This is a genomic window from Glutamicibacter sp. FR1, from assembly GCF_047300825.1.
Lineage (GTDB): Bacteria > Actinomycetota > Actinomycetes > Actinomycetales > Micrococcaceae > Glutamicibacter > Glutamicibacter nicotianae.
In genome coordinates, this window is the sequence record NZ_CP178602.1 from 461,435 (window position 1) to 479,982 (window position 18,548).

Genomic DNA, 18,548 nt, shown 5'->3' on the forward strand with positions numbered 1-18,548 from the left:
GACCCAAGTTGATGCGCCAGGCCCGAAACAAGAACTTTTCTGCCGACCGGCGTCCAGGATTTCTCACCTACGGCATCCTGCTGGCCTTCCTTATCGGAAGTACCTATCCGCTGTGGTATTCCTTTGTGATTGGTTCTTCTACTGGTGCAGTCTTTTCTTCGGCATGGCCACCGCTGCTTCCGGGCGGACAGTTCTGGACTAACGTGGCTGAGGTCTTTGACTCGGTGGAGTTCTGGGCTGCGCTGGGTAACAGCTTGATTGTTTCTTCAGTTATTACCTTCTCGGTGGTGATGTTTTCTACCCTTGCCGGTTACGCCTTCGCCAAGCTGCGCTTCCGCGGGCGCCAGGGACTGCTGGTTTTTGTCATTGCAACACTGGCGGTGCCGACTCAGCTCGGGATTATCCCGATGTTCATGATGATGAAGGAACTGGGGTGGACCGGTTCCTTGGGAGCGATCATGATTCCAACCCTGGTGACAGCCTTTGGCGTCTTCTTCATGCGCCAGTATCTGGTGGATAATATCCCCGACGAGCTCATCGAGGCTGCCCGAGTGGACGGCGCCTCCATGATCGGCACCTTCTGGCATGTCGGTGTCCCAGCGGCCCGGCCCGCGATGGCGATCCTGTCGCTGTTCACCTTCATGACCGCGTGGACCGACTACCTGTGGCCGATGCTGGTGGCGCCGCAGAACCCGACCTTGCAGGTGGCGTTGAGCCAGCTGCAGTCTGCACGATACGTTGACTACACCATCGTGATGAGCGGAGCCTTGATGGCGACGATCCCGCTGCTGGTGCTTTTCATTCTTGCAGGCAAGCAACTTGTATCCGGAATTATGGCAGGAGCTGTAAAGGGCTGATGACGAACCACCTATCCCAGCAATTCGCATGGCCGAAGGACTTCTTGTGGGGCTCTGCCACCGCGGCAGCCCAGATCGAAGGGGCGGCGCACTCCTACGGGAAGGAGGATTCCGTCTGGGACGCCTTCGCCCGCAAGCAGGGGGCCATCGCAGGCGGCGATAATCTCGACGTTGCGGTGGACCACTACCACCGCTACCGCGAAGATGTGCAGCTGATGCGCGAATTGGGCCTGGACTCCTACCGCTTCTCCACCAGCTGGGCCCGCATCGTTCCGGGCGGGCGCACGGTGAACCCCGAGGGCCTGGACTTCTACTCGCGGCTGGTCGACGAGCTGCTGGAGAACGGCATCCTGCCGTGGCTGACCCTCTACCACTGGGATCTGCCGCAGGCCCTGGAAGAGCGCGGCGGCTGGGCCAACCGCGAGACCGCGTACAAGTTCCTCGACTACGCCGAAGCGGTGCATGGAAAACTCGGCGACCGGGTGAAGCACTGGACGACCTTCAATGAACCGCTGTGCTCCTCGCTCATCGGCTACGCCGCCGGCGAGCACGCCCCGGGACGCCAGGAGCCCGAGGCCGCGCTGGCCGCGGTGCACCACCAGCACCTGGCCCACGGGCTGGCCGCATCCCGGCTGCGCGAATTGGGCGCCGAGCAGATCGGTATCACGCTGAACCTGACCAACGCGGTGCCGAACGACCCGAAAGATCCTGTGGACCTGGAAGCCGCGCGCCGCATCGACGCGCTGTGGAACCGGATGTACCTGGATCCGATCCTGCGCGGCGCATACCCAGAAGACCTGCTCGAGGACGTCAAAGGACTGGGGCTGGCCGAATCCATCGAGCCCGGGGATCTGGAGATCATCGCGCAGCCAATCGATTTCCTGGGTGTGAACCACTACCACGACGACAACGTCTCGGGCCATCCGCTGCCAGCCGGCCAGCCGCCGGCCATCGTGCCCACCGATGCGCCGAAGTCCTCGCCGTTTGTCGGCAGCGAGTACGTGAGCTTCCCGGCCCGCGACCTGCCGCGCACGGCCATGGGCTGGGAGGTGAATCCCGAGGGGCTGCGCGTGCTGCTGAACCGCCTGAAGCGCGACTACAGCAATATGCCGGCGCTGTACATCACGGAGAACGGCGCGTCCTACACGGATACGGTCACCGAGGCCGGAACCATTGAAGATACCGAACGCGAGGAATACATCCTCAACCACCTCGATGCCGTCGCCCGCGCGATCGGCGATGGCGTGGATGTCCGCGGCTACTTTCTCTGGTCCTTGCTGGATAATTTCGAATGGGCCTGGGGCTACGCCAAGCGCTTCGGAATCATCCACGTCGATTACCAGACGCAGGAACGGACGATCAAGAATAGCGGCCGGACCTACGCGGGGTTGATTGCCGCGAATCGTACAATGGCATAACACCTGAGCATGGTGGCCCGCAGCCCGCTCCCGGTGCTGCGGGCCACCATCGCGTTTCCACGAAGAACTACTGCAAGGCACCTGGGTACAGAACATGAGCATGCACGAAGCGCGCAGTCCGAAGCCGACCCTCGAGTTGGTGGCAGAACGCGCAGGTGTCTCGCGCGCCACGGTTTCCCGCGTGGTCAACGGCTCGGATCGGGTGAAGCCCGGAGCCCGCAAGGCTGTCGAATTGGCGATCCGCGAATTGAATTATGTGCCCAACCGCGCTGCCCGTTCCCTGGCACAGGGCCGGACCAATTCCGTTGCCTTGGTGGTTCCCGAGAACACCGCGAAGTTCTTTGCCGACCCGTACTTCGCCAAGGTGGTCCAGGGCGTGGCCCGGTATTTGGCCGGCACCGAATTCATGCTCACCTTGCTGCTGTCCACCGAAGCGGATCCTGCAAAGACCACCCGCTACCTGCAAGGCGGCAACGTGGATGGCGCACTGGTGCTCTCGCACCACGCAGATGACCGCTCCTATGCTGATCTCGGAAACGTGCTGCCCATGGTCTATGGCGGGCGCACCATGAGTGCCGACCAGAAAGACATCTATGTTGTCGATATCGACAACATTGCCGCCGCCAGGCAGGCGACGGAGGTCGTCATTGGGCAGGGCCGCACCAAGCTGGCAACGATTGCCGGGCCGCAGGACATGGGCGCGGGGCTGGACCGGCTGGTGGGATTCAGGCAGGCGGTTGAAGACGCTGGCCTGGAACCTGTAGCTATCGAGCTCGGCGACTTCACCCCGGCGAGCGGACGGCGCATCATGCAGCACCTGCTGGATGCTAATCTCGCGGTCGACGGCCTGTTCGCCGCCAGCGCCCAGATGGGCTTCGGCGCCCTGCAGGCGCTGGCCGAAGCAGGTGTGAAAGTTCCCGAGGACATTTCGGTCACCTCGGTTGATGACGATTCCTTCGCGCTGAGCTCGACCCCGCCGTTGACGACTATTGCGCAGAACCCGGAGCGCCAGGGCGAGATCATGGCGGAGCTGCTGATCAAGCGCATCAACGGGGAACAGGTGCCCGAGTGGAGCATCATGGACACGAGATTGGTGCTGCGCGCCTCGCACTAGTCCCTCGCGGTGCCTGCGTTGAATCGGCAGGAATAACAAAAAAATTCCCACTCGAATGAGTGGGAATTTCAATTTGTGCGCCCAAAGGGATTCGAACCCCTGACCTTCTGTTCCGTAGACAGACGCTCTATCCAGCTGAGCTATGGGCGCTTATTCAATTGCTTGCCGTCTTGACGACTTGAATAACTTTACACGAGATTTTCCGGGAGCAATAACCAAAACGGCCAAAAGTGCGGTGTTTCACAAAATAACTAGTCGACTTCGGAATCGACGGAGCTGGAAGCCTGCTAATCGTGCAAGATCGCCTGGTAGAGGTATTGATCCTGCCAGCGTCCTGCGATCTTCAGGTAGTTCGGTGCCATCCCTATGCGGACGAAGCCGTTCTTCTCGAGAACGCGCTGCGACCCGTGATTGTAGGGGAGCGTGCTGGCTTCCAGCCGGTGCAGCCCCAGGTCGTTGAGCGCAGCGGTGCGCAAGGCGGCCACGGCCCGGGAAGCCAGGCCGCGGCCTGTGTGCTCATGATCGATCCAGTAGCCCAAACTGGCGCTTTGGAATGCGCCGCGGACCACGCCGCTGATGTTGAAGCGACCGATGAGCTTCTTGTGCTCGAAGAGCCCGAAAGGGAAGGCTAGTCCGCTCCGCCGCGCTTCTGCGGCTGCGGCGAGGCTTGCCGCCTGATGGGATTCGGTAAAGAACTCGGCGGGACGGGCCGGTTCCCAGGGCTGAAGGTGCTGCCGATTGCGCCGGTAGGACTCGGCGAGTTGCCGCGCGTCGGCAATTTCCAACGGGCACAGGCTGAGGTGGCCATCCAAGACGACGTGGTTCATCGGCTCATTCCTTGCGGGAAACAAAAAATTCCCACTCGATCGAGTGAGAATTTCAATTTGTGCGCCCAAAGGGATTCGAACCCCTGACCTTCTGTTCCGTAGACAGACGCTCTATCCAGCTGAGCTATGGGCGCATATTCTTTTGTCCAGCTCGTTCTCACGAACCTCGAATAACTATACAGGTCGATTTGGCGCTGTACAAATCGACGGGCAAAGCTACTCGGCGCGGGTGAACAGAAGGTTATGTGAAGACATTGAAAGGGTACCGGTCTACGTGACCTTGGTCACTTAATGCGGGTGCGCTGGTTAGCCTAACCTCCGGAATTGCGGGAATTTTCTCTTTTTGGCCCCCGGGGTTTCACTTTCATGAGGTTTCGATCACACGGCGCGGGCGTCGAGCACACCCTAGCCTTGATTTATTGCAAGTTCAGCCCAATGGAGGGAATGGATAATGAGCACGAGCTCGGATCAGAACGTTATCGACGCAGCACCTACTTCGCACGCGAAGTTGGCATCCTGGGTCGAGGAAGTTGCCGCACTGACGAAGCCGGATCGTGTTTATTGGGTTGATGGGTCTGTCGAAGAGAATGATCGCCTGACTGCCGAACTGGTTGAAGCCGGTACCCTGGTCAAGCTGACCGATCCGAACTTCCCCAACTCCTACGCCGGTTTCTCGGACCCCAAGGACGTGGCCCGAGTTGAAGAGCGCACCTTCATCTGCTCCGAAAAGGAAGAAGATGCGGGCTTCACCAATAACTGGGAAGACCCGACCAAGATGAAATCCATGCTCAACGGCCTGTTCGATGGCTCGATGCGTGGACGCACCATGTACGTCATCCCATTCGTCATGGGCCCGCTGGATGCAGAAGTACCTGCCTACGGCGTGGAAATCACCGATTCCGCCTACGTTGTCGCCTCGATGCGCATCATGGCCAAGATCGGCAATGAAGTGCTGCGCAAGATGGAATCCGAGAACGCCTTCTTCGTTCCGGCTCTGCACTCGGTCGGCGCACCCCTGGAACCAGGCCAGGAAGATGTTCCATGGCCATGCAACGAAGACAAGTGGATCGTGCACTTCCCCGAAGAGCGCGCCATCATGTCATACGGTTCGGGCTACGGCGGCAACGCGCTGCTGGGCAAGAAGTGCTACTCGCTGCGCATCGCCTCGGCCATGGCCCGCGATGAAGGCTGGCTCGCAGAGCACATGCTCATCCTGAAGCTGACCAGCCCGCAGAACAAGTCGTACCACATTGCCGCGGCTTTCCCATCGGCCTGCGGCAAGACCAACCTGGCGCTGCTGGATCCAACCATCGAAGGCTGGAAGACCGAAACCCTGGGTGATGACATCAACTGGATGCGCATCGGCAAGGACGGCGAGCTTCGCGGCGTCAACCCTGAGTACGGCCTGTTCGGCGTGGCTCCAGGCACCGGCTGGTCCACCAACCCGAACGCCATGCGCGCCATCTCCAAGGGCAACAACATCTTCACAAACGTTGCGCTGACCGATGAGGGCGGCGTCTGGTGGGAAGGCATGACAGACGAGGCCCCTGCGCACCTGACCGACTGGCTGGGCAACGACTGGACCCCGGAGTCCGGCCGTCCCGCAGCGCACCCGAACTCGCGCTTCTGCACCCCGATCGGCCAGGTCGACATGCTCTCGGACGATTACTACTCGCCAAACGGCGTGAAGATCGACGCGATCCTGTTCGGTGGCCGCCGCAAGACCACCATCCCGCTGGTGACCGAAGCCCGCAGCTGGACCAACGGCATCTTCATGGGTTCGACCCTGTCCTCGGAGACCACCGCGGCCGCTGCCGGCGCAACCGGCGTAATCCGCCGCGACCCAATGGCGATGCTGCCATTCATCGGCTACAACGCAGGCGACTACCTGAACCACTGGGACAAGATCTCGGACAAGCTCAACCCGGAGCAGATGCCGAAGATCTTCCTGGTCAACTGGTTCCGCCGCACCGCTGACGGCGGCTTCGCATGGCCAGGCTTCGGCGACAACTCGCGCGTGCTGAAGTGGGCCATCGAGCGCATCGAAGGCACCGCTGACGCCCGCGAAACCATCATCGGCAACGTCCCGACCGGCGAGTCCATGGACCTGACCGGCCTGGAAGGCTTCACCCCAGCCGACGTCGAAGCAGCAGTTGCTGTCAACAAGGACGAATGGGCCGTGGAAGTCGAGGGCATCGAGGAATGGTACGCCAACTTCGGCGACGCCCTGCCGTCCTCGCTGCGCGCAGAACTCGACGGCCTGAAGGCCCGCCTGAGCGCCTAGCAAAACTGGATCTCCCGCAGATCCGCTCACGAGAATGCCCCGGCCACTGGACTTCCAGTGGCCGGGGCATTCCCATGCGCAGCCAAGGAATTGTCACAATCTGGGTACAGTTTCCACACGCCGGGTTGAAGTGGGTGCAAAATCAACTATGTGTGAAAAGATTGCCCTATGGTTTTGGCACGATTGATTCTCGGGCTGCTGTGCTTGTCGCCCATGACTGGCTACGAGCTCAAGAAGCACTTTGACTCCTCTATCAACCACTTCTGGAACGCAGACAAGGCGCAGATCTACCGCACGTTGGCGCAGCTGGTGGACAAGGGATACGCCACCGTGCGCACCGTCGCGCAATCGAACTACCCGGACCGCCAGGAGCACCACATCACCGAAGCAGGACGCGAGGCCTTGGCCCAGTGGCTTTCTGCCGGGGCAGTGCAGTCTCCCGAACGCGACCCCTTCATGGGGCAGGTGTTCTTTGCCGCCGAACTCGAGCGCGATGAGATCCAGAATCTGCTGGAGGAACGCCGCCAAGCCACGCAGTACACCCTCGATGACTACCTTTCCCAGCGCGAAGGCATTGACATGCGCGCCGCTGCGGACCGTCGCAGCTTCCTGATGGCTGCCACACTTGACCATGCAATCCGACAACAAGCCGCGGAGCTGGAATGGCTCGACGCGGTATTGGAGTACTTGCCATGACTGCAGCCAAAGACCAGAACAAGACCCCTGCAAGCAGTGCGGCACGCGATGCCACCGATTATCCGGAAGTGCATCCCGGCCGGCATCACGATGCCCAACGCTCGATGCAGACGCTGGTGTTCCTCCATGGCGGAAACGTCGGCAACTGGAGCTGGGACCCGCAGGTGCTGGCCTTTGGCGACTACAACATCCTCACCCTCCATCTGCCGGCCTTTGGCGCCCGGTTCGAGGAGACCTGGGAAGGCCTGGAATCCGCCGCCGATGACGTCGCGGCCTTGATCGCCGACGAAGTTTCCGAAGGCGGCGTGCACCTGGTGGGCATGTCCCTCGGCGGCGTCATCGCGCTGCACGTTGCGGCACGGCATCCGGAACTGGTTGAATCCGTGATGATCACCGGAACACCGGTGACCGGTGTGGGCCAGGCGGCCAGGGCCTTCCAGCGGATGCAGCTCAAGCTCATCGGCAGCGAGTGGTACTGGCGTTTCCAGGCCGGAGCCTACGGGTTGGTGGATGACGAGCGGGAGCTGTTCACCGAACACGGGGTGAAGCTGAAAGCCGAGAACCTGCGGGCCATCATGGACGAGATGGAGCCCGGGGGACTTCCGGAGAAGCTCGACTCCTACCAGGGTCCGGTGCTGGCCCTAGTCGGAGCCAAGGAGCCGAAGGTGGTGCAGAAATCCTTCGTGGCGCTGCGCGCCAAGCTCCCGCAGGTGATCACGCGCGTGGTCCCTGGCATGCACCACCAATGGAACATCGAGAACCCAATCCTGTTCAACTCGGTGCTGCGCAAGTGGATCTCAGAGGAAGGGCTGCACCAGATCCTGGTGGACCCGCAGGCCGAGAAACCGGCACGCGGCGCCAAGGCTGCGCCAGTCGAGCAGCCTGCCGAAGCTCCGGAATCCGAAGACCGCGATGCCGATCTGCCGGCACCGCCAGTCCAGGGAGCGGAGGCGAGTAAGCCTGGAAAGCTCGGCGGCAAAATCTATCCGCCGAAGCTGGATCCGAAGAAACTCGACTTCAAGAAAAAGGCTCCGCTGCAGGGTGATCACCCGGAATCTGCCGCGGATACCGGAAAATAGCGGCAAAAAAGTGCTGCAGGTGGATTCCCCATGATTCCACCTGCAGCACGGTTGCAAGACCTGGATGCTAGGCGGCCAGCCATACATCCGGGCCGAAGACCTCATAGTGGATCCGCTCGGCTGGGATTCCGGCTTCCAGCGCCTGGTTGCGCACCGCGTGCATGAATGGCAGCGGGCCGCACAGGTACACCTCGGCGTCCTCGGCCAGTGCATCGGTCAGATCCATGTAGCCGGCCTTGGCGTTCAGCTCTTCCGGCAGTTCGCCGCGTTCGAACCAAGTGCCCAGGGTGGCCTGGGGCAGCTTGGCGATGGAATCGAGCATCTGCTCGCGCAATGGCCAGGCGCCCACTTCCTGGTCTGCATGCAGCACGGTGACCTTGCGGTTGGAGCCGCGTGCGGCCAGTGTCTGCAGCGCGGCGGCGCTCGGGGTGCAGCCGATGCCAGCGGTAGCGATCACCAGTGGCAAGCCATCCTCATCGATGACCAGATCGCCATACGGATTCGACAGCTCGAGCACGTCGCCGAGCTTCAGGTCGTTGTGGATGACCGGGGAGAATTCGCCGTTCACATCCAGCTTGACGGTGATGGTGCGGCGGTTGGTCTGCTCGATATCGCCGCTCAGGGTGTACTGGCGAACCTGGCGGATGCCGTCGGCCATCGGCATGCGGACCGAAACGAACTGCCCTGGCTTGGCGACCGTCGCCGGGGTGTCGTCAGCTGGTTCGAAGCTGAAGCTGACCGAATCGACACCGGTTTCGGTGCGTTCGACAAGCTTCCACGGGGTGTAGATCTCGGCGTTGGCCTGCTGCGCGTACAAGCCCTTCTCGATCTTGATCAGCGCATGGGCCATCAGCCAGTACACCTCGGTCCAGGCCTCGGCGATCTCCGGGGTCAGTGCATCGCCCAGATCTTCGGCGATGGCATCGAAGAGGTGCTTGTAGACGATCGGGTACTGCTCCTCGACGACACCGAGGGAGGTGTGCTTGTGGGCCACGCGGGCGAGCATGGTTTCCGGGGTGACGCCCGGGTGCTTGACCAGGTAGGTTGCGAAGACCGCGATGGATCCTGCCAGGGCCTGCTGCTGGGTGCCGTTCTTCTGGTTCGAGCGGGAGAAGATTCCGTCGAGCAGTTCAGGGTGGGCGGCGAACAGGCGGTTGTAGAAGTTCGGGGTAATGCTGGAAATGCGCTCTGCGATGATCGGCAGCGTGGCTTCAATGACCGGGAAGGACTTGGTGGACAGCATCGGGTCTCCTTGGGCGTAGGTGATTACTTGTATTTGAAATACAAGATTTATGATTCATTTCTACGCTCAGTAGAAAAGGATTGCAAATCGATTGGCCGGTTTCGCAACAGAAGTGACCGGTATCACTTCATGGGTGAAGTGGAACTAGGAAATGCTGCGCACGGTAGGGAAGGGGAGCAGCGTGATGGGCTCCGCTGCTGACTTCGGGCAGATATCCCTGATAGTCAGCGGATCCAGCGAGGCGTAGAAGGCTTCGCGTGCCTGGCGGAAGACCGCCCGCAGGCGGCAGTTGCCCGAGAGTGGGCAGTTGGATTGCGCGTCATGATCGGTGCAGTCCACGATATCGGTGCGCTTGTCCAATTTGCGCAGCAGCCCGCCGAGGGAAAAATCCAGCGCTTCTCCGCTCAAGGCGGCGCCGCCGTTGCGGCCGCGGCTGACCTGCAGGATGCCCAGCGTGCGCAGTTCCAGCACTGCCTTGGCAACGTGGTTGTAGGGAACCCCGACCGAATCGGCGATCTCGCGGCTGGTCAGTTGCCCGGTGCCGGGAGTTGCCAGGACCATCACGGTCCGCAGGCACACGTCGGTGAAGGCACTGAGTTTCATGCTTCCCACTCTACGCGGGAAAAGCGCTTCGGGGTCGGCATAGTGACTATGCCGACCCCGAAAGCACCCGAAGCGGGCTAGAGCGCGTTGGCCCAGATGGCTTCCGCCGACTCCGCCGCCGGCTCGTCGAAGTGCCATTCTCCGCCTGGCTCGGCAGGCATGGTGTACGGCTGCACGATGGCCAGCGCGGCACCGATGCGGTGCTCGGCAACAATGTGGATGGCGTCCTGGTCATTGTCCTGGAGTAGCACGTCGGAGGCGACGGCGATGGCCTGGAAGTGGGTGCCCTGCTGGTTCAGCACCTGCATCAGGTCGGCAACCATGGCTTCGGTGTCGATGTCGGCTTCCGGATCCTCGGGATCGTCCGTTGGCGGAACCGCAATCAGGCGCAGCTCCGGCTCGTCTTCGCCTTCCTGCGGTTCCAGCGCGATGGCGAAAGGCAGGAACACGCCCTGCTCTTCGAGCTGTTCGCGAGCTACGCCCAGGGCGGTGCCCAAGACCTTGTTCAGCGCGTCCTTGACGCCTTCATCCAGTTCTTCGAGGTTCATGTCTTCCCTTTGCTAGTTGGCGACGGTGTTCTCACGCACGATAGCCAGCACGGCATCGCGAATGGGCTCAATGATCTGCGCGGTCCGGCCCTCGCCGTTGAAACGCAGGTACGGTTCGGTGTTCGACGGGCGCAGATTGATCCACCAGCTTCCGTCGGCTGCCGAAATGGTCGTGCCGTCCATGGTTGTCACGTCCACTGGCTGGTCCTGGAAGTGGGACACCACGCGGGCGGTGGCTCCGGCCTTGTCCTCCACCTCGGAATTGATTTCACCGGTGGCAACGTATGGCTCATACTCGGCACCCAGCTCGGAGAGCGGCAGCTGCTGCCCGCCCAAAGCGGCCAGCACATGCATGGCGGCGAGCATCCCGGTATCGGCATTGTAGAAGTCGCGGAAGTAGTAGTGGGCCGAATGCTCGCCGCCGAAGACCGCGCCCTGGGCGGCCATCTCGGCCTTGATGAAGGAGTGGCCCACGCGGGTCATCACCGGGGTGCCGCCGGCCTTGGCGACGAATTCCGGCACCGCCTTGGAGGTGATCAAGTTGTGGATGACCACCGGGGATTGTTCGCCGGCGGCCTGCACTCGCGCGATTTCGCGCACCGCAACCAGCGCGGTGATGGCCGAGGGGGATAGCGGCAGGCCGCGCTCGTCGATCACGAAGCAGCGGTCGGCATCGCCGTCGAACGCCAGGCCGAGGTCGGCGCCGTGCTCCAGCACCGCTGCCTGCAGGTCCTTGAGGTTCTCCGGTTCCAGCGGGTTGGCGGGGTGGTTGGGGAACGTGCCGTCCAGCTCGAAGTAGAGCGGGATGATCTCCAGCGGCAACTTGGCCAGCACCGTGCCCCCGAGGACTGCAGGGGTGGTCATGCCGCCCATGCCATTGCCGGCGTCCACCACGATCTTCAACGGGCGAATGGCTGACAAATCCACTAATTCCCGCAGGTAGGCTGCGTAGTCGGCCAGCACATCGCGTTCGCTGATGCTGCCCTGCGGGGCATCGCCGGAGACCGGCAGGCCCTCGTCCAGGTACTGCTGGGCCAGATCGCGAATGTCGAAAAGGCCGGTTGCCGAGGAAATCGGGCGGGCGCCGGCCTTGGACATCTTGATGCCGTTGTACTGGGCGGGATTGTGGCTTGCGGTGAAGACGACACCGGCGGCATTGAACTTGCCCGAGGCGAAATACAGCTCATCGGTGGAAATCAATCCGAGCATGACCACGTTGGCACCGCGGTAGGTGGCGCCGCGGGCGAAGGCCTGGGCGAATTCCGCGGAGGACGGACGCATATCGCCACCAACCAGCACGTCCTTGCCGGACAGCGACAGCACGTCGACAAAGGCAGCGCCAATAGCTTCAATTGCTTCGGCATCCAGGGTCTCGCCGACCACGCCACGCACGTCGTAGGCCTTAAAGCTCTGATTCAGGTTAATCTGTTCACTCACGCCTTTCAGCCTACCGGCTAGGCCGATTCAAATCATTGAGATGCAAGCGAATCCAGGTGGGAAATGCCTAACATTTCTGCTGATGGATACTGGCCGCACCTCCGCCGGGCAGAGCCCATCCACAATCAGCGGGCGCCGCGAGCCAAATCGTAGGCGGGAACTGAAATACTGGAGGCATGGATGGCTCAACGCAAGTGGATCTGAAAACGCTGGCACTGCAGAAGCTGCGCGCCCTGGTGCAAAACCCGGACGCGCAGTTCCATGACGGACAGTTTGAAGCGATCAGCGCGCTGGTGGCCCAGCGGCGCCGTGCACTCGTCGTCCAGCGCACCGGCTGGGGCAAATCCGCGGTGTACTTCATCGCTTCCCTGCTGCTGCGCGAACAGGGCTACGGGCCAACACTGATCGTTTCGCCGCTGCTGGCCCTGATGCGCGACCAGGTCGCGGCCGCGGAGCGTGCCGGCGTCCGCGCCGCGGCCATCGACTCGGCCAACGTGCTCGAATGGCGCGAGATTCTCGAAAAGCTGCAGCGCAATGAGCTCGATGTGCTGCTGGTATCCCCGGAGCGCTTGAACAATCCATCCTTCCGCGAGCAGCAGTTGCCGATGCTGATGCAGCGCCTGGGCCTGCTGGTGATCGACGAAGCGCATTGCATTTCCGACTGGGGCCACGATTTCCGTCCCGACTACCGCCGCATCCGGGATCTGATTGCCCGGTTGCCCCAGGGCCTGCCGGTGCTGGCGACTACCGCCACCGCGAACAGCCGAGTCGTCCAGGATGTGGCCGAACAGCTGGCCGGAGGCACCGAAGAGGTCTTCACGCTGCGCGGCACCCTGGCCCGCGACTCGCTGCGCCTGGGTGTCCTGCGCCTGGCTTCGCCGCGGATGCAGTTGGCCTGGCTGCTCAGCCACATCGAGGACTTCAAGGGCTCGGGGATCATCTACACCCTGACGGTTTCTGGGGCAGAGGATATTGCCCGACTGCTCAAGGACGCCGGGCACGAAGTTGCCGCGTACACCGGACGCACAGATCTGGAAGAACGCGAACGCCTTGAGCAGGCGTTGAAGAACAATGAAGTGAAAGCGCTGATCGCCACCAGCGCCTTGGGCATGGGCTTCGACAAGCCGGACCTCGGCTTCGTGCTGCACGTCGGTGCGCCCAGCTCGCCGGTGGCCTACTACCAGCAGGTGGGCCGTGCCGGACGTGGAAGCGTCAACGCGGATGTGCTGCTGCTGCCCGGGCCCGACGACTCGGAAATCTGGGAATACTTCGCCACCAGCTCCATGCCGGACCAGGAGCGTGCCACCCAGGTGCTCGAGGCCCTGGCCAAGGCCGACGGGGCGATGAGTGTCCCGGCGTTGGAAAGCGCGGTGAACCTTCGGCGCTCGCCGCTTGAGCTGCTGCTGAAGGTCCTGGCGGTGGACGGCGCAGTGGAGCGCGTGGCTGGCGGCTGGATGCGCACGGACATGCCGTGGACCTATGATGCCGATCGCTACAAGCGGGTGGCGCAGAGCCGGGTCCATGAGCAGAACCTCATGGTCAGCTATGAGAACACGCGTGGCTGCCGCATGCAGTTCCTGACCGATGCGTTGGATGACCCGCAGTCCGCGCCGTGCGGCCGGTGCGACAACTGCGCCGGCGTGTGGTTCGACGACCATATTCCCGACGACTCCAAGGACAGTGCGCAGGTGGCCCTGGGCCGGGTGGGTGTGCCTATCGAGCCGCGCAAGCTGTACCCCTCCGGACTGGATCGGCTGGGCTACGCGCTCAAAGGCAAGATCCCTGTTGACGAGCAGGTGGCCATGGGTCGTGCGCTGGCCCGGTTGACTGACCTCGGCTGGGGCAACCGCTTGCGCCAGATCTTCGCCGACCCTGCCGACAACCCGATCGACAAGGCGATGTTCGAGGCCTGCGTCAAGGTGCTTGCCGAATGGAACTGGGAGGAACGCCCGGTGGGTGTGGTGGCCATGCCATCGAATAAGCGCCCCCAGCTGATCACCTCGCTGGCCCAAGGCCTGGCGGAGGTGGGACGGCTGCGCTATCTGGGCCAGCTCGAATATCGCGGTACCGGACCGCAGAATGGTCCGGGAGGAAACTCGGCATTCCGTGTTGCCGCGGTGGCTGATGCGTTCGAGCTTCCAACGCAGCTTGAACAGCTCATTGCCAATGCACCAGGGCCGGTGCTGCTCGTTGACGACCTGGTCGATTCGCGGTGGTCTATCGCGATGGCTGGACGGGCCTTGCGGATCGCCGGCGCTCCGGGTGTCATGCCTTTCACTTTGGGCGTAGCTGGGTAATCGCACAGTTAAACAAAGTAGTCTGGAAGTATGGAATTTCTCATCTGGCTCGTTGTCCTCATTGCAGTGATTGCCTTGGGCTACTTCGGTCTGCAAGCGCTTCGCAAGAAGAACACTGCGCAAATCGCGCAGGCGATTTCCCGTGAGGCGGCACAGGCCGCGAACGCGAGACTAGATGATGCTTCCCGTAATTCGGTGTACCGCAATTTGGCCAAGGGCGACATCATGGGCGCGGTCAAGGACTTCCGCGAGGCTACCGGCGACTCGGTCAAGAATTGCGTGATCGCAGTCCGCAGCCTCGACAAGTACCCGCAGACTGCCCCTGCCAAGGAATTACCGAACGATGATACCGAGCTCAAGGCCCTGGGCGACAAGCTCGAAGCCCAAGTTGAGCGCGAAGATCGAGAAGCGGCGGCAACTGCCGCTGCCGAGTCAGCGCCAGCATCGGCCGATGATCCCTGGGTTGTTCCCCAGGAATGGAGTGAGCAGTTCAGTTCCCTCCAGGAACCCAGTGCCACGCATTTCAAGATGGCATTTGAGCTTGACGGCGAGAGCCGTGAGTTTTCCAGCGAGCAGCTGCCGCCCAATGAATACGACCAGCTGTTCTCGATGCTGCGGGATTCCAACTTTGAAGCAGCGGCAAAGATTCTTCACGGCTATACGGACCTGCCGGTCGAGGATTTGGAACGCATGATCTCCACATCCCCAATGTCTGGCGCGAACGCCAACGGGAATGTCGCAGACTTCCGTTTTGAAGGCCAGGGACCGGATGGTCCTGTGCATTTTGATGCTGCCGAGCTTCCGGAAGCTGAACGCGAAGCGCTCTTCGATGCCATCGCAGATACCGATCTGGAACGGATGTCGGAAATTATCGTCCGCCATACGTCGTTGCCGGAAGATATCGTGCAGAACATGCTGCGGACTTTCGTGAAGCGCGAGGATTAGCAGCGGCAATCCAGTGACGTTGGACGGTCAGCCATTTGCGCCCCCGACTGGACCGGCAACTGGCCGAAGTCGACGCGGTGTGCTCGCCCGTTCGCGTTTTCTGCTCGCAAGCTACCGGCACTGCAGGTCAGTGCGACGGCGAAAAAGAACGTCACCGCAATCAGGCCGGCGCTTCGGGTGATTGTTTCTAGTGCCCTAGGATGCCCAACGTGTACTTGTGCCCGGGTGGCGCGTGGACGTGCCTAAGGTGCGCCAAACGACTGTTAGCGATTCCCAGGGCATGTTTCCCGAAACGGACCACTTTACGAAATGCTGGTCAACTTTCAATGCGCCAGTCGGGAATTTTCTTCGTTAAGCAGGCAACCCGCCAGTTTTGGGGGAGACTGACGGGCTTCACCATTTCGAGGTCGCGTTTGGGGGCTACGAAATCGATGCCTGACTGGTGATTCTTTGATTGGCATAAGCCAATGGCAACTGTAATACCAGAAGAGCAAAATAAGAAGTGGAACGAAGAAATTAAATACTTTTCCCAGTTTGAAAAATTGCTAGGCGTTAAAGGTTTAACGACGTATCCTAAGCTTAGGTTTCACGCTGGGCAATCGTTTTTGGGGAATCGAAAGTTCTTGAAGAAACAGAATGGGGATTCTGTTTCTTGGCGCAAAACTCGCACCTGGCCCCCGCTGATGCATCATCAGCGGGGGCTGGACTAATTTAAACAGCAAATCTTGTGGCCAATATAGGCTTCCGTATGGCATTTAGTTGATGTCGAATGACGGTGAATTGAACTGCACCGGTTGTTCTCCATCTGGCACTGCATTGGGTGTGGCCAAGCAGTGTTGAGTATTTCTCGAGGTTCGCTGCGAAAACAGCATGGAGAAGTATTCCGACTGTTTTGACCCACGGGTCTTATTCTTGACCTGGAAACGAAAAAACCCCTAGTTGACTAGGGGTTTTTTGGCGGACACGGGGGGATTTGAACCCCCGGTCGAGTTTTAGCCCGACCCTTCATTAGCAGTGAAGTCCATTCGGCCGCTCTGGCACGTGTCCATCCGCTGTTTCCAGCAGAATCTAGCCTACCTGAAGATGGGTGGGTGTTCCAAAACGAGAGAGCTAACGCACCTGTCGCCACAGGAATTCGTAGCTGGTCGCCAGCATTTTCGCGGTGGACTCGTTGTCCGTTGAGCCGGCATGGCCGCCGTCCTGCGGCTCGTGGTACCTGACGTTGCCAATGCCCAGATCCATCATCTTCGCTGCCATGATGCGTGCCTGCGATGGACCTACACGGTCATCGGACGTCGTGGTCCAAATCAATGAGGCCGGATAGTCATCGACTCGATGAGGCTGATCGGTGAGCCGATGGACGGGGGAGAAGGTCCGCAGGAAGTCCCAGTCCCCGGGAACCTCCGGATCGCCATACTCGGCAATCCAGGAGTGGCCGGCCGCCAACTGGGTATAGCGCTGCATGTCCAAAAGCGGAACGCCGCAGGAGATTGCGCCGAACAAGTGTGGGTAGCCGGCGATCATGTTGCCCATGAGCAATCCGCCATTGGACCGGCCGGTGGCAGCCAAATGCGCTCGGGAGGTTACCCCGCGGGCCACAAGGTCTTGGGCGATGGCGGCGAAGTCTTCATAGGCGCGATGGCGCTTTTCACGAAGCGCCGCACGATGCCAAGCTGGGCCGTACTCGCCACCACCACGGATGTTCGTCATGACGTATACCGGCTTGCGGCCGTCATCGGTGCGGCGCGATAGCCACCCGGTGCCCATCGCCGCTGCGTAGCCGGGAGTCATGCTGTGCTGGAAACCGCCGTAGCCATCCATCAGTACCGGGTTCTTCCCGTCGTGCACCAGATCAGCTGCCGCGACCTGGAAATAGGGAACCCTGGTTCCGTCCGCGGATGACGCGAAGTGCTGGGTGACTTCAAAACCGTCGGCATCGAAACGATCCGGTGATTTCTTCACAACTTCTGCCTGCGCGCCGACAGTGCCGCGCAACAGGGTCGTCGGGGTGATGAAACCGGTGACGGTCATCCAATAGTCATCGCCGTGCTGTGGATCTTCAACGTCAACGGCTCCCGCCGAGACGCTGAGCATTGGATCCTCCAACGGCATGTTGGACTGGCTGAACTGGTCTGCCAGATCGATGATGCGCACCTGCGAAGCCACGTCGTGCAAGACGGTGAGCAACAGGTAATTGGCGGTGAAGCTCAGCGATTCCAGAGCCGTGTGCGCATCCGGGGTGAATAGGATCTTCTCGATGCTGCCGGACTCAAGGAATGCGTCCAACCGGGCGATGGCCAATGAACCGGCAGCGATCTGCTGGCCTTGGTGTTCCCATTGGGTTTGCGGGGCAAAAAGGACCCACTGCCGGTGGAGGCTCACCTGCACATCGGTTGGTACATCGATCCGATGGTGTTCCCCATCGATGAAGACCCCGGCAGTGGAATTGTAGAAGTCGATGGCGTCGGTGGTGACGATTCGTTCGAATCCGGGAGTCGAGTCGTAGTAGCCGAATGCTGCGACATGTTCCTTGTCGACTTCGAAGAGAATTGGGGCTTGTTCAATTTCCATGCCGCGGCTGAGCCGCCGCAAGGTGTTCGCGTAGGTTGAACGGGTGGTGTATTGCTCGCTGCTTGCGGAACCGACCAGCAAGGTATCGCGGTCAATCCACGAGGCCTGGGTCTTAGCAACAGGAAGGTCGAATCCGTCGGGAACAAAACTCTTGGACGTCAGATCGAATTCGCGAATGCGAACCTGGTCGCCGCCATCAGGGCTCAAACGAAGCAGCGCACGCTCATACGCATCACCGGAGGCGGGCCGCAGCAGTGCTGAACCAGCGAAATGCCATTCGTGGCCTTCCTGCCGCGCATGCAGGTCAAGATCCAGCAGGACTTCCCACTGCGGGTTGTCGCTGAGGTAGGAATCCCAGGTGGTGCGGCGCCACAGCCCAAGGCGATGGGCCGAGTCGCGCCAGAAGTTGTAGTAGTGCTCGCCTCGCTTGGTCACCATCGGAATGCGGTCCTGGGCATCGAGAACCGTCTTGATCCGCTGCGCATTTGCGTGGAACGTGTCGTCGTAGAGTTCGGACTCGGTGCGCTGGGTCTGGTTCCGCACCCATTCGAGTGCCGTTTCGTCGTGGATCCCTTCAAGCCAGGAATATGGATCGGTGCTTGCAACCTCAGAAACATGCTCAGTCATGG

Annotated in this window: 14 protein-coding genes and 3 tRNA genes; 8 read left to right on the forward strand and 9 right to left on the reverse strand. The window is 61.2% G+C overall.

The window, feature by feature from the left end; all coding sequences use genetic code 11:
- Window positions 1-11: 11 nt before the first annotated feature.
- The 3 genes from ACLQ8T_RS02280 (at window position 12) to ACLQ8T_RS02290 (ending at window position 3,389) form a co-directional block, all read left to right on the forward strand.
- Window positions 12-857 carry a carbohydrate ABC transporter permease gene (locus tag ACLQ8T_RS02280; protein WP_073707469.1) on the forward strand — a complete coding sequence of 282 codons (846 nt, stop codon included), beginning with the start codon at window positions 12-14 and terminating at the stop codon, window positions 855-857.
- Window positions 857-2,275 carry a GH1 family beta-glucosidase gene (locus ACLQ8T_RS02285; RefSeq protein ID WP_413455571.1) on the forward strand — a complete coding sequence of 473 codons (1,419 nt, stop codon included), beginning with the start codon at window positions 857-859 and terminating at the stop codon, window positions 2,273-2,275. Before ACLQ8T_RS02280 ends, ACLQ8T_RS02285 begins: the two co-directional genes overlap by 1 nt.
- Before the next feature lie 94 nt (window positions 2,276-2,369).
- Window positions 2,370-3,389: a LacI family DNA-binding transcriptional regulator gene (locus tag ACLQ8T_RS02290; protein WP_413455572.1), complete on the forward strand. Its 1,020-nt coding sequence runs from the start codon at window positions 2,370-2,372 to the stop codon at window positions 3,387-3,389.
- Between the two features lie 76 nt (window positions 3,390-3,465).
- On the opposite strand, the gene ACLQ8T_RS02295 is transcribed toward ACLQ8T_RS02290, so the two are convergent.
- The 3 genes from ACLQ8T_RS02295 to ACLQ8T_RS02305 form a co-directional block, all read right to left on the reverse strand.
- Window positions 3,466-3,539, reverse strand: a tRNA-Arg gene (locus ACLQ8T_RS02295).
- A gap of 137 nt (window positions 3,540-3,676) precedes the next feature.
- Entirely contained in the window at window positions 3,677-4,216 is a 540-nt protein-coding gene (locus ACLQ8T_RS02300; protein ID WP_413455573.1) for a GNAT family N-acetyltransferase, read from the reverse strand.
- A 60-nt stretch (window positions 4,217-4,276) separates the two neighbouring features.
- Window positions 4,277-4,350 (reverse strand) — tRNA-Arg (locus ACLQ8T_RS02305).
- A gap of 317 nt (window positions 4,351-4,667) precedes the next feature.
- Between ACLQ8T_RS02305 and ACLQ8T_RS02310 the strand changes: the two genes are divergently transcribed.
- The 3 genes from ACLQ8T_RS02310 (at window position 4,668) to ACLQ8T_RS02320 (ending at window position 8,275) form a co-directional block, all read left to right on the forward strand.
- A complete protein-coding gene (locus ACLQ8T_RS02310) occupies window positions 4,668-6,500 on the forward strand; it encodes a phosphoenolpyruvate carboxykinase (GTP) (RefSeq protein ID WP_204720407.1) in 1,833 nt (610 codons plus the stop codon).
- 168 nt (window positions 6,501-6,668) lie between these two features.
- Window positions 6,669-7,196 (forward strand): PadR family transcriptional regulator, encoded by a 528-nt coding sequence (locus tag ACLQ8T_RS02315; protein WP_038993803.1) that lies wholly within the window; start codon window positions 6,669-6,671, stop codon window positions 7,194-7,196.
- Entirely contained in the window at window positions 7,193-8,275 is a 1,083-nt protein-coding gene (locus ACLQ8T_RS02320; protein WP_413455574.1) for an alpha/beta fold hydrolase, read from the forward strand. The genes ACLQ8T_RS02315 and ACLQ8T_RS02320 overlap by 4 nt, the downstream gene beginning before the upstream one ends.
- A 67-nt stretch (window positions 8,276-8,342) precedes the next feature.
- Here the strand turns inward: ACLQ8T_RS02320 and ACLQ8T_RS02325 are convergent, their stop codons facing one another.
- The 4 genes from ACLQ8T_RS02325 to ACLQ8T_RS02340 form a co-directional block, all read right to left on the reverse strand.
- Window positions 8,343-9,518, reverse strand: a complete 1,176-nt coding sequence (locus ACLQ8T_RS02325; RefSeq protein WP_204720411.1) for a globin domain-containing protein — start codon at window positions 9,516-9,518, stop codon at window positions 8,343-8,345.
- 144 nt (window positions 9,519-9,662) lie between these two features.
- On the reverse strand, window positions 9,663-10,121 hold the full coding sequence (locus tag ACLQ8T_RS02330; RefSeq protein ID WP_413455575.1) for an RrF2 family transcriptional regulator: 459 nt from the start codon (window positions 10,119-10,121) through the stop codon (window positions 9,663-9,665).
- Window positions 10,122-10,198: 77 nt separating this feature from the next.
- Window positions 10,199-10,669 carry a hypothetical protein gene (locus ACLQ8T_RS02335; protein WP_038993806.1) on the reverse strand — a complete coding sequence of 157 codons (471 nt, stop codon included), beginning with the start codon at window positions 10,667-10,669 and terminating at the stop codon, window positions 10,199-10,201.
- A 12-nt stretch (window positions 10,670-10,681) separates the two neighbouring features.
- A complete protein-coding gene (locus ACLQ8T_RS02340; protein ID WP_413455576.1) occupies window positions 10,682-12,106 on the reverse strand; it encodes a phosphomannomutase/phosphoglucomutase in 1,425 nt (474 codons plus the stop codon).
- 176 nt (window positions 12,107-12,282) lie between these two features.
- Between ACLQ8T_RS02340 and ACLQ8T_RS02345 the strand changes: the two genes are divergently transcribed.
- Complete coding sequence (locus ACLQ8T_RS02345) at window positions 12,283-14,403, forward strand: RecQ family ATP-dependent DNA helicase (protein ID WP_413455577.1); 2,121 nt, start codon at window positions 12,283-12,285, stop codon at window positions 14,401-14,403.
- A 30-nt stretch (window positions 14,404-14,433) separates the two neighbouring features.
- Window positions 14,434-15,348: a hypothetical protein gene (locus ACLQ8T_RS02350; RefSeq protein WP_038993809.1), complete on the forward strand. Its 915-nt coding sequence runs from the start codon at window positions 14,434-14,436 to the stop codon at window positions 15,346-15,348.
- Window positions 15,349-16,303: 955 nt separating this feature from the next.
- Here the strand turns inward: ACLQ8T_RS02350 and ACLQ8T_RS02355 are convergent.
- Together ACLQ8T_RS02355 and ACLQ8T_RS02360 are read right to left on the reverse strand one after the other, a co-directional pair.
- Window positions 16,304-16,395, reverse strand: a tRNA-Ser gene (locus ACLQ8T_RS02355).
- 63 nt (window positions 16,396-16,458) lie between these two features.
- Window positions 16,459-18,546, reverse strand: coding sequence for a prolyl oligopeptidase family serine peptidase (locus ACLQ8T_RS02360; protein WP_204720529.1), 2,088 nt, complete (start codon window positions 18,544-18,546; stop codon window positions 16,459-16,461).
- Window positions 18,547-18,548 lie beyond the last annotated feature (2 nt).

Coding starts and splice junctions, on each gene's coding strand:
- ACLQ8T_RS02280 (WP_073707469.1), top strand. CDS start 12: ATGCGCCAGGCCCGAAACAAGAACTTTTCTGCCGACCGGCGTCCAGGA.
- ACLQ8T_RS02285 (WP_413455571.1), top strand. CDS start 857: ATGACGAACCACCTATCCCAGCAATTCGCATGGCCGAAGGACTTCTTG.
- ACLQ8T_RS02290 (WP_413455572.1), top strand. CDS start 2,370: ATGAGCATGCACGAAGCGCGCAGTCCGAAGCCGACCCTCGAGTTGGTG.
- ACLQ8T_RS02300 (WP_413455573.1), bottom strand. CDS start 4,216: ATGAACCACGTCGTCTTGGATGGCCACCTCAGCCTGTGCCCGTTGGAA.
- ACLQ8T_RS02310 (WP_204720407.1), top strand. CDS start 4,668: ATGAGCACGAGCTCGGATCAGAACGTTATCGACGCAGCACCTACTTCG.
- ACLQ8T_RS02315 (WP_038993803.1), top strand. CDS start 6,669: ATGGTTTTGGCACGATTGATTCTCGGGCTGCTGTGCTTGTCGCCCATG.
- ACLQ8T_RS02320 (WP_413455574.1), top strand. CDS start 7,193: ATGACTGCAGCCAAAGACCAGAACAAGACCCCTGCAAGCAGTGCGGCA.
- ACLQ8T_RS02325 (WP_204720411.1), bottom strand. CDS start 9,518: ATGCTGTCCACCAAGTCCTTCCCGGTCATTGAAGCCACGCTGCCGATC.
- ACLQ8T_RS02330 (WP_413455575.1), bottom strand. CDS start 10,121: ATGAAACTCAGTGCCTTCACCGACGTGTGCCTGCGGACCGTGATGGTC.
- ACLQ8T_RS02335 (WP_038993806.1), bottom strand. CDS start 10,669: ATGAACCTCGAAGAACTGGATGAAGGCGTCAAGGACGCGCTGAACAAG.
- ACLQ8T_RS02345 (WP_413455577.1), top strand. CDS start 12,283: ATGGATGGCTCAACGCAAGTGGATCTGAAAACGCTGGCACTGCAGAAG.
- ACLQ8T_RS02350 (WP_038993809.1), top strand. CDS start 14,434: ATGGAATTTCTCATCTGGCTCGTTGTCCTCATTGCAGTGATTGCCTTG.
- ACLQ8T_RS02360 (WP_204720529.1), bottom strand. CDS start 18,546: ATGACTGAGCATGTTTCTGAGGTTGCAAGCACCGATCCATATTCCTGG.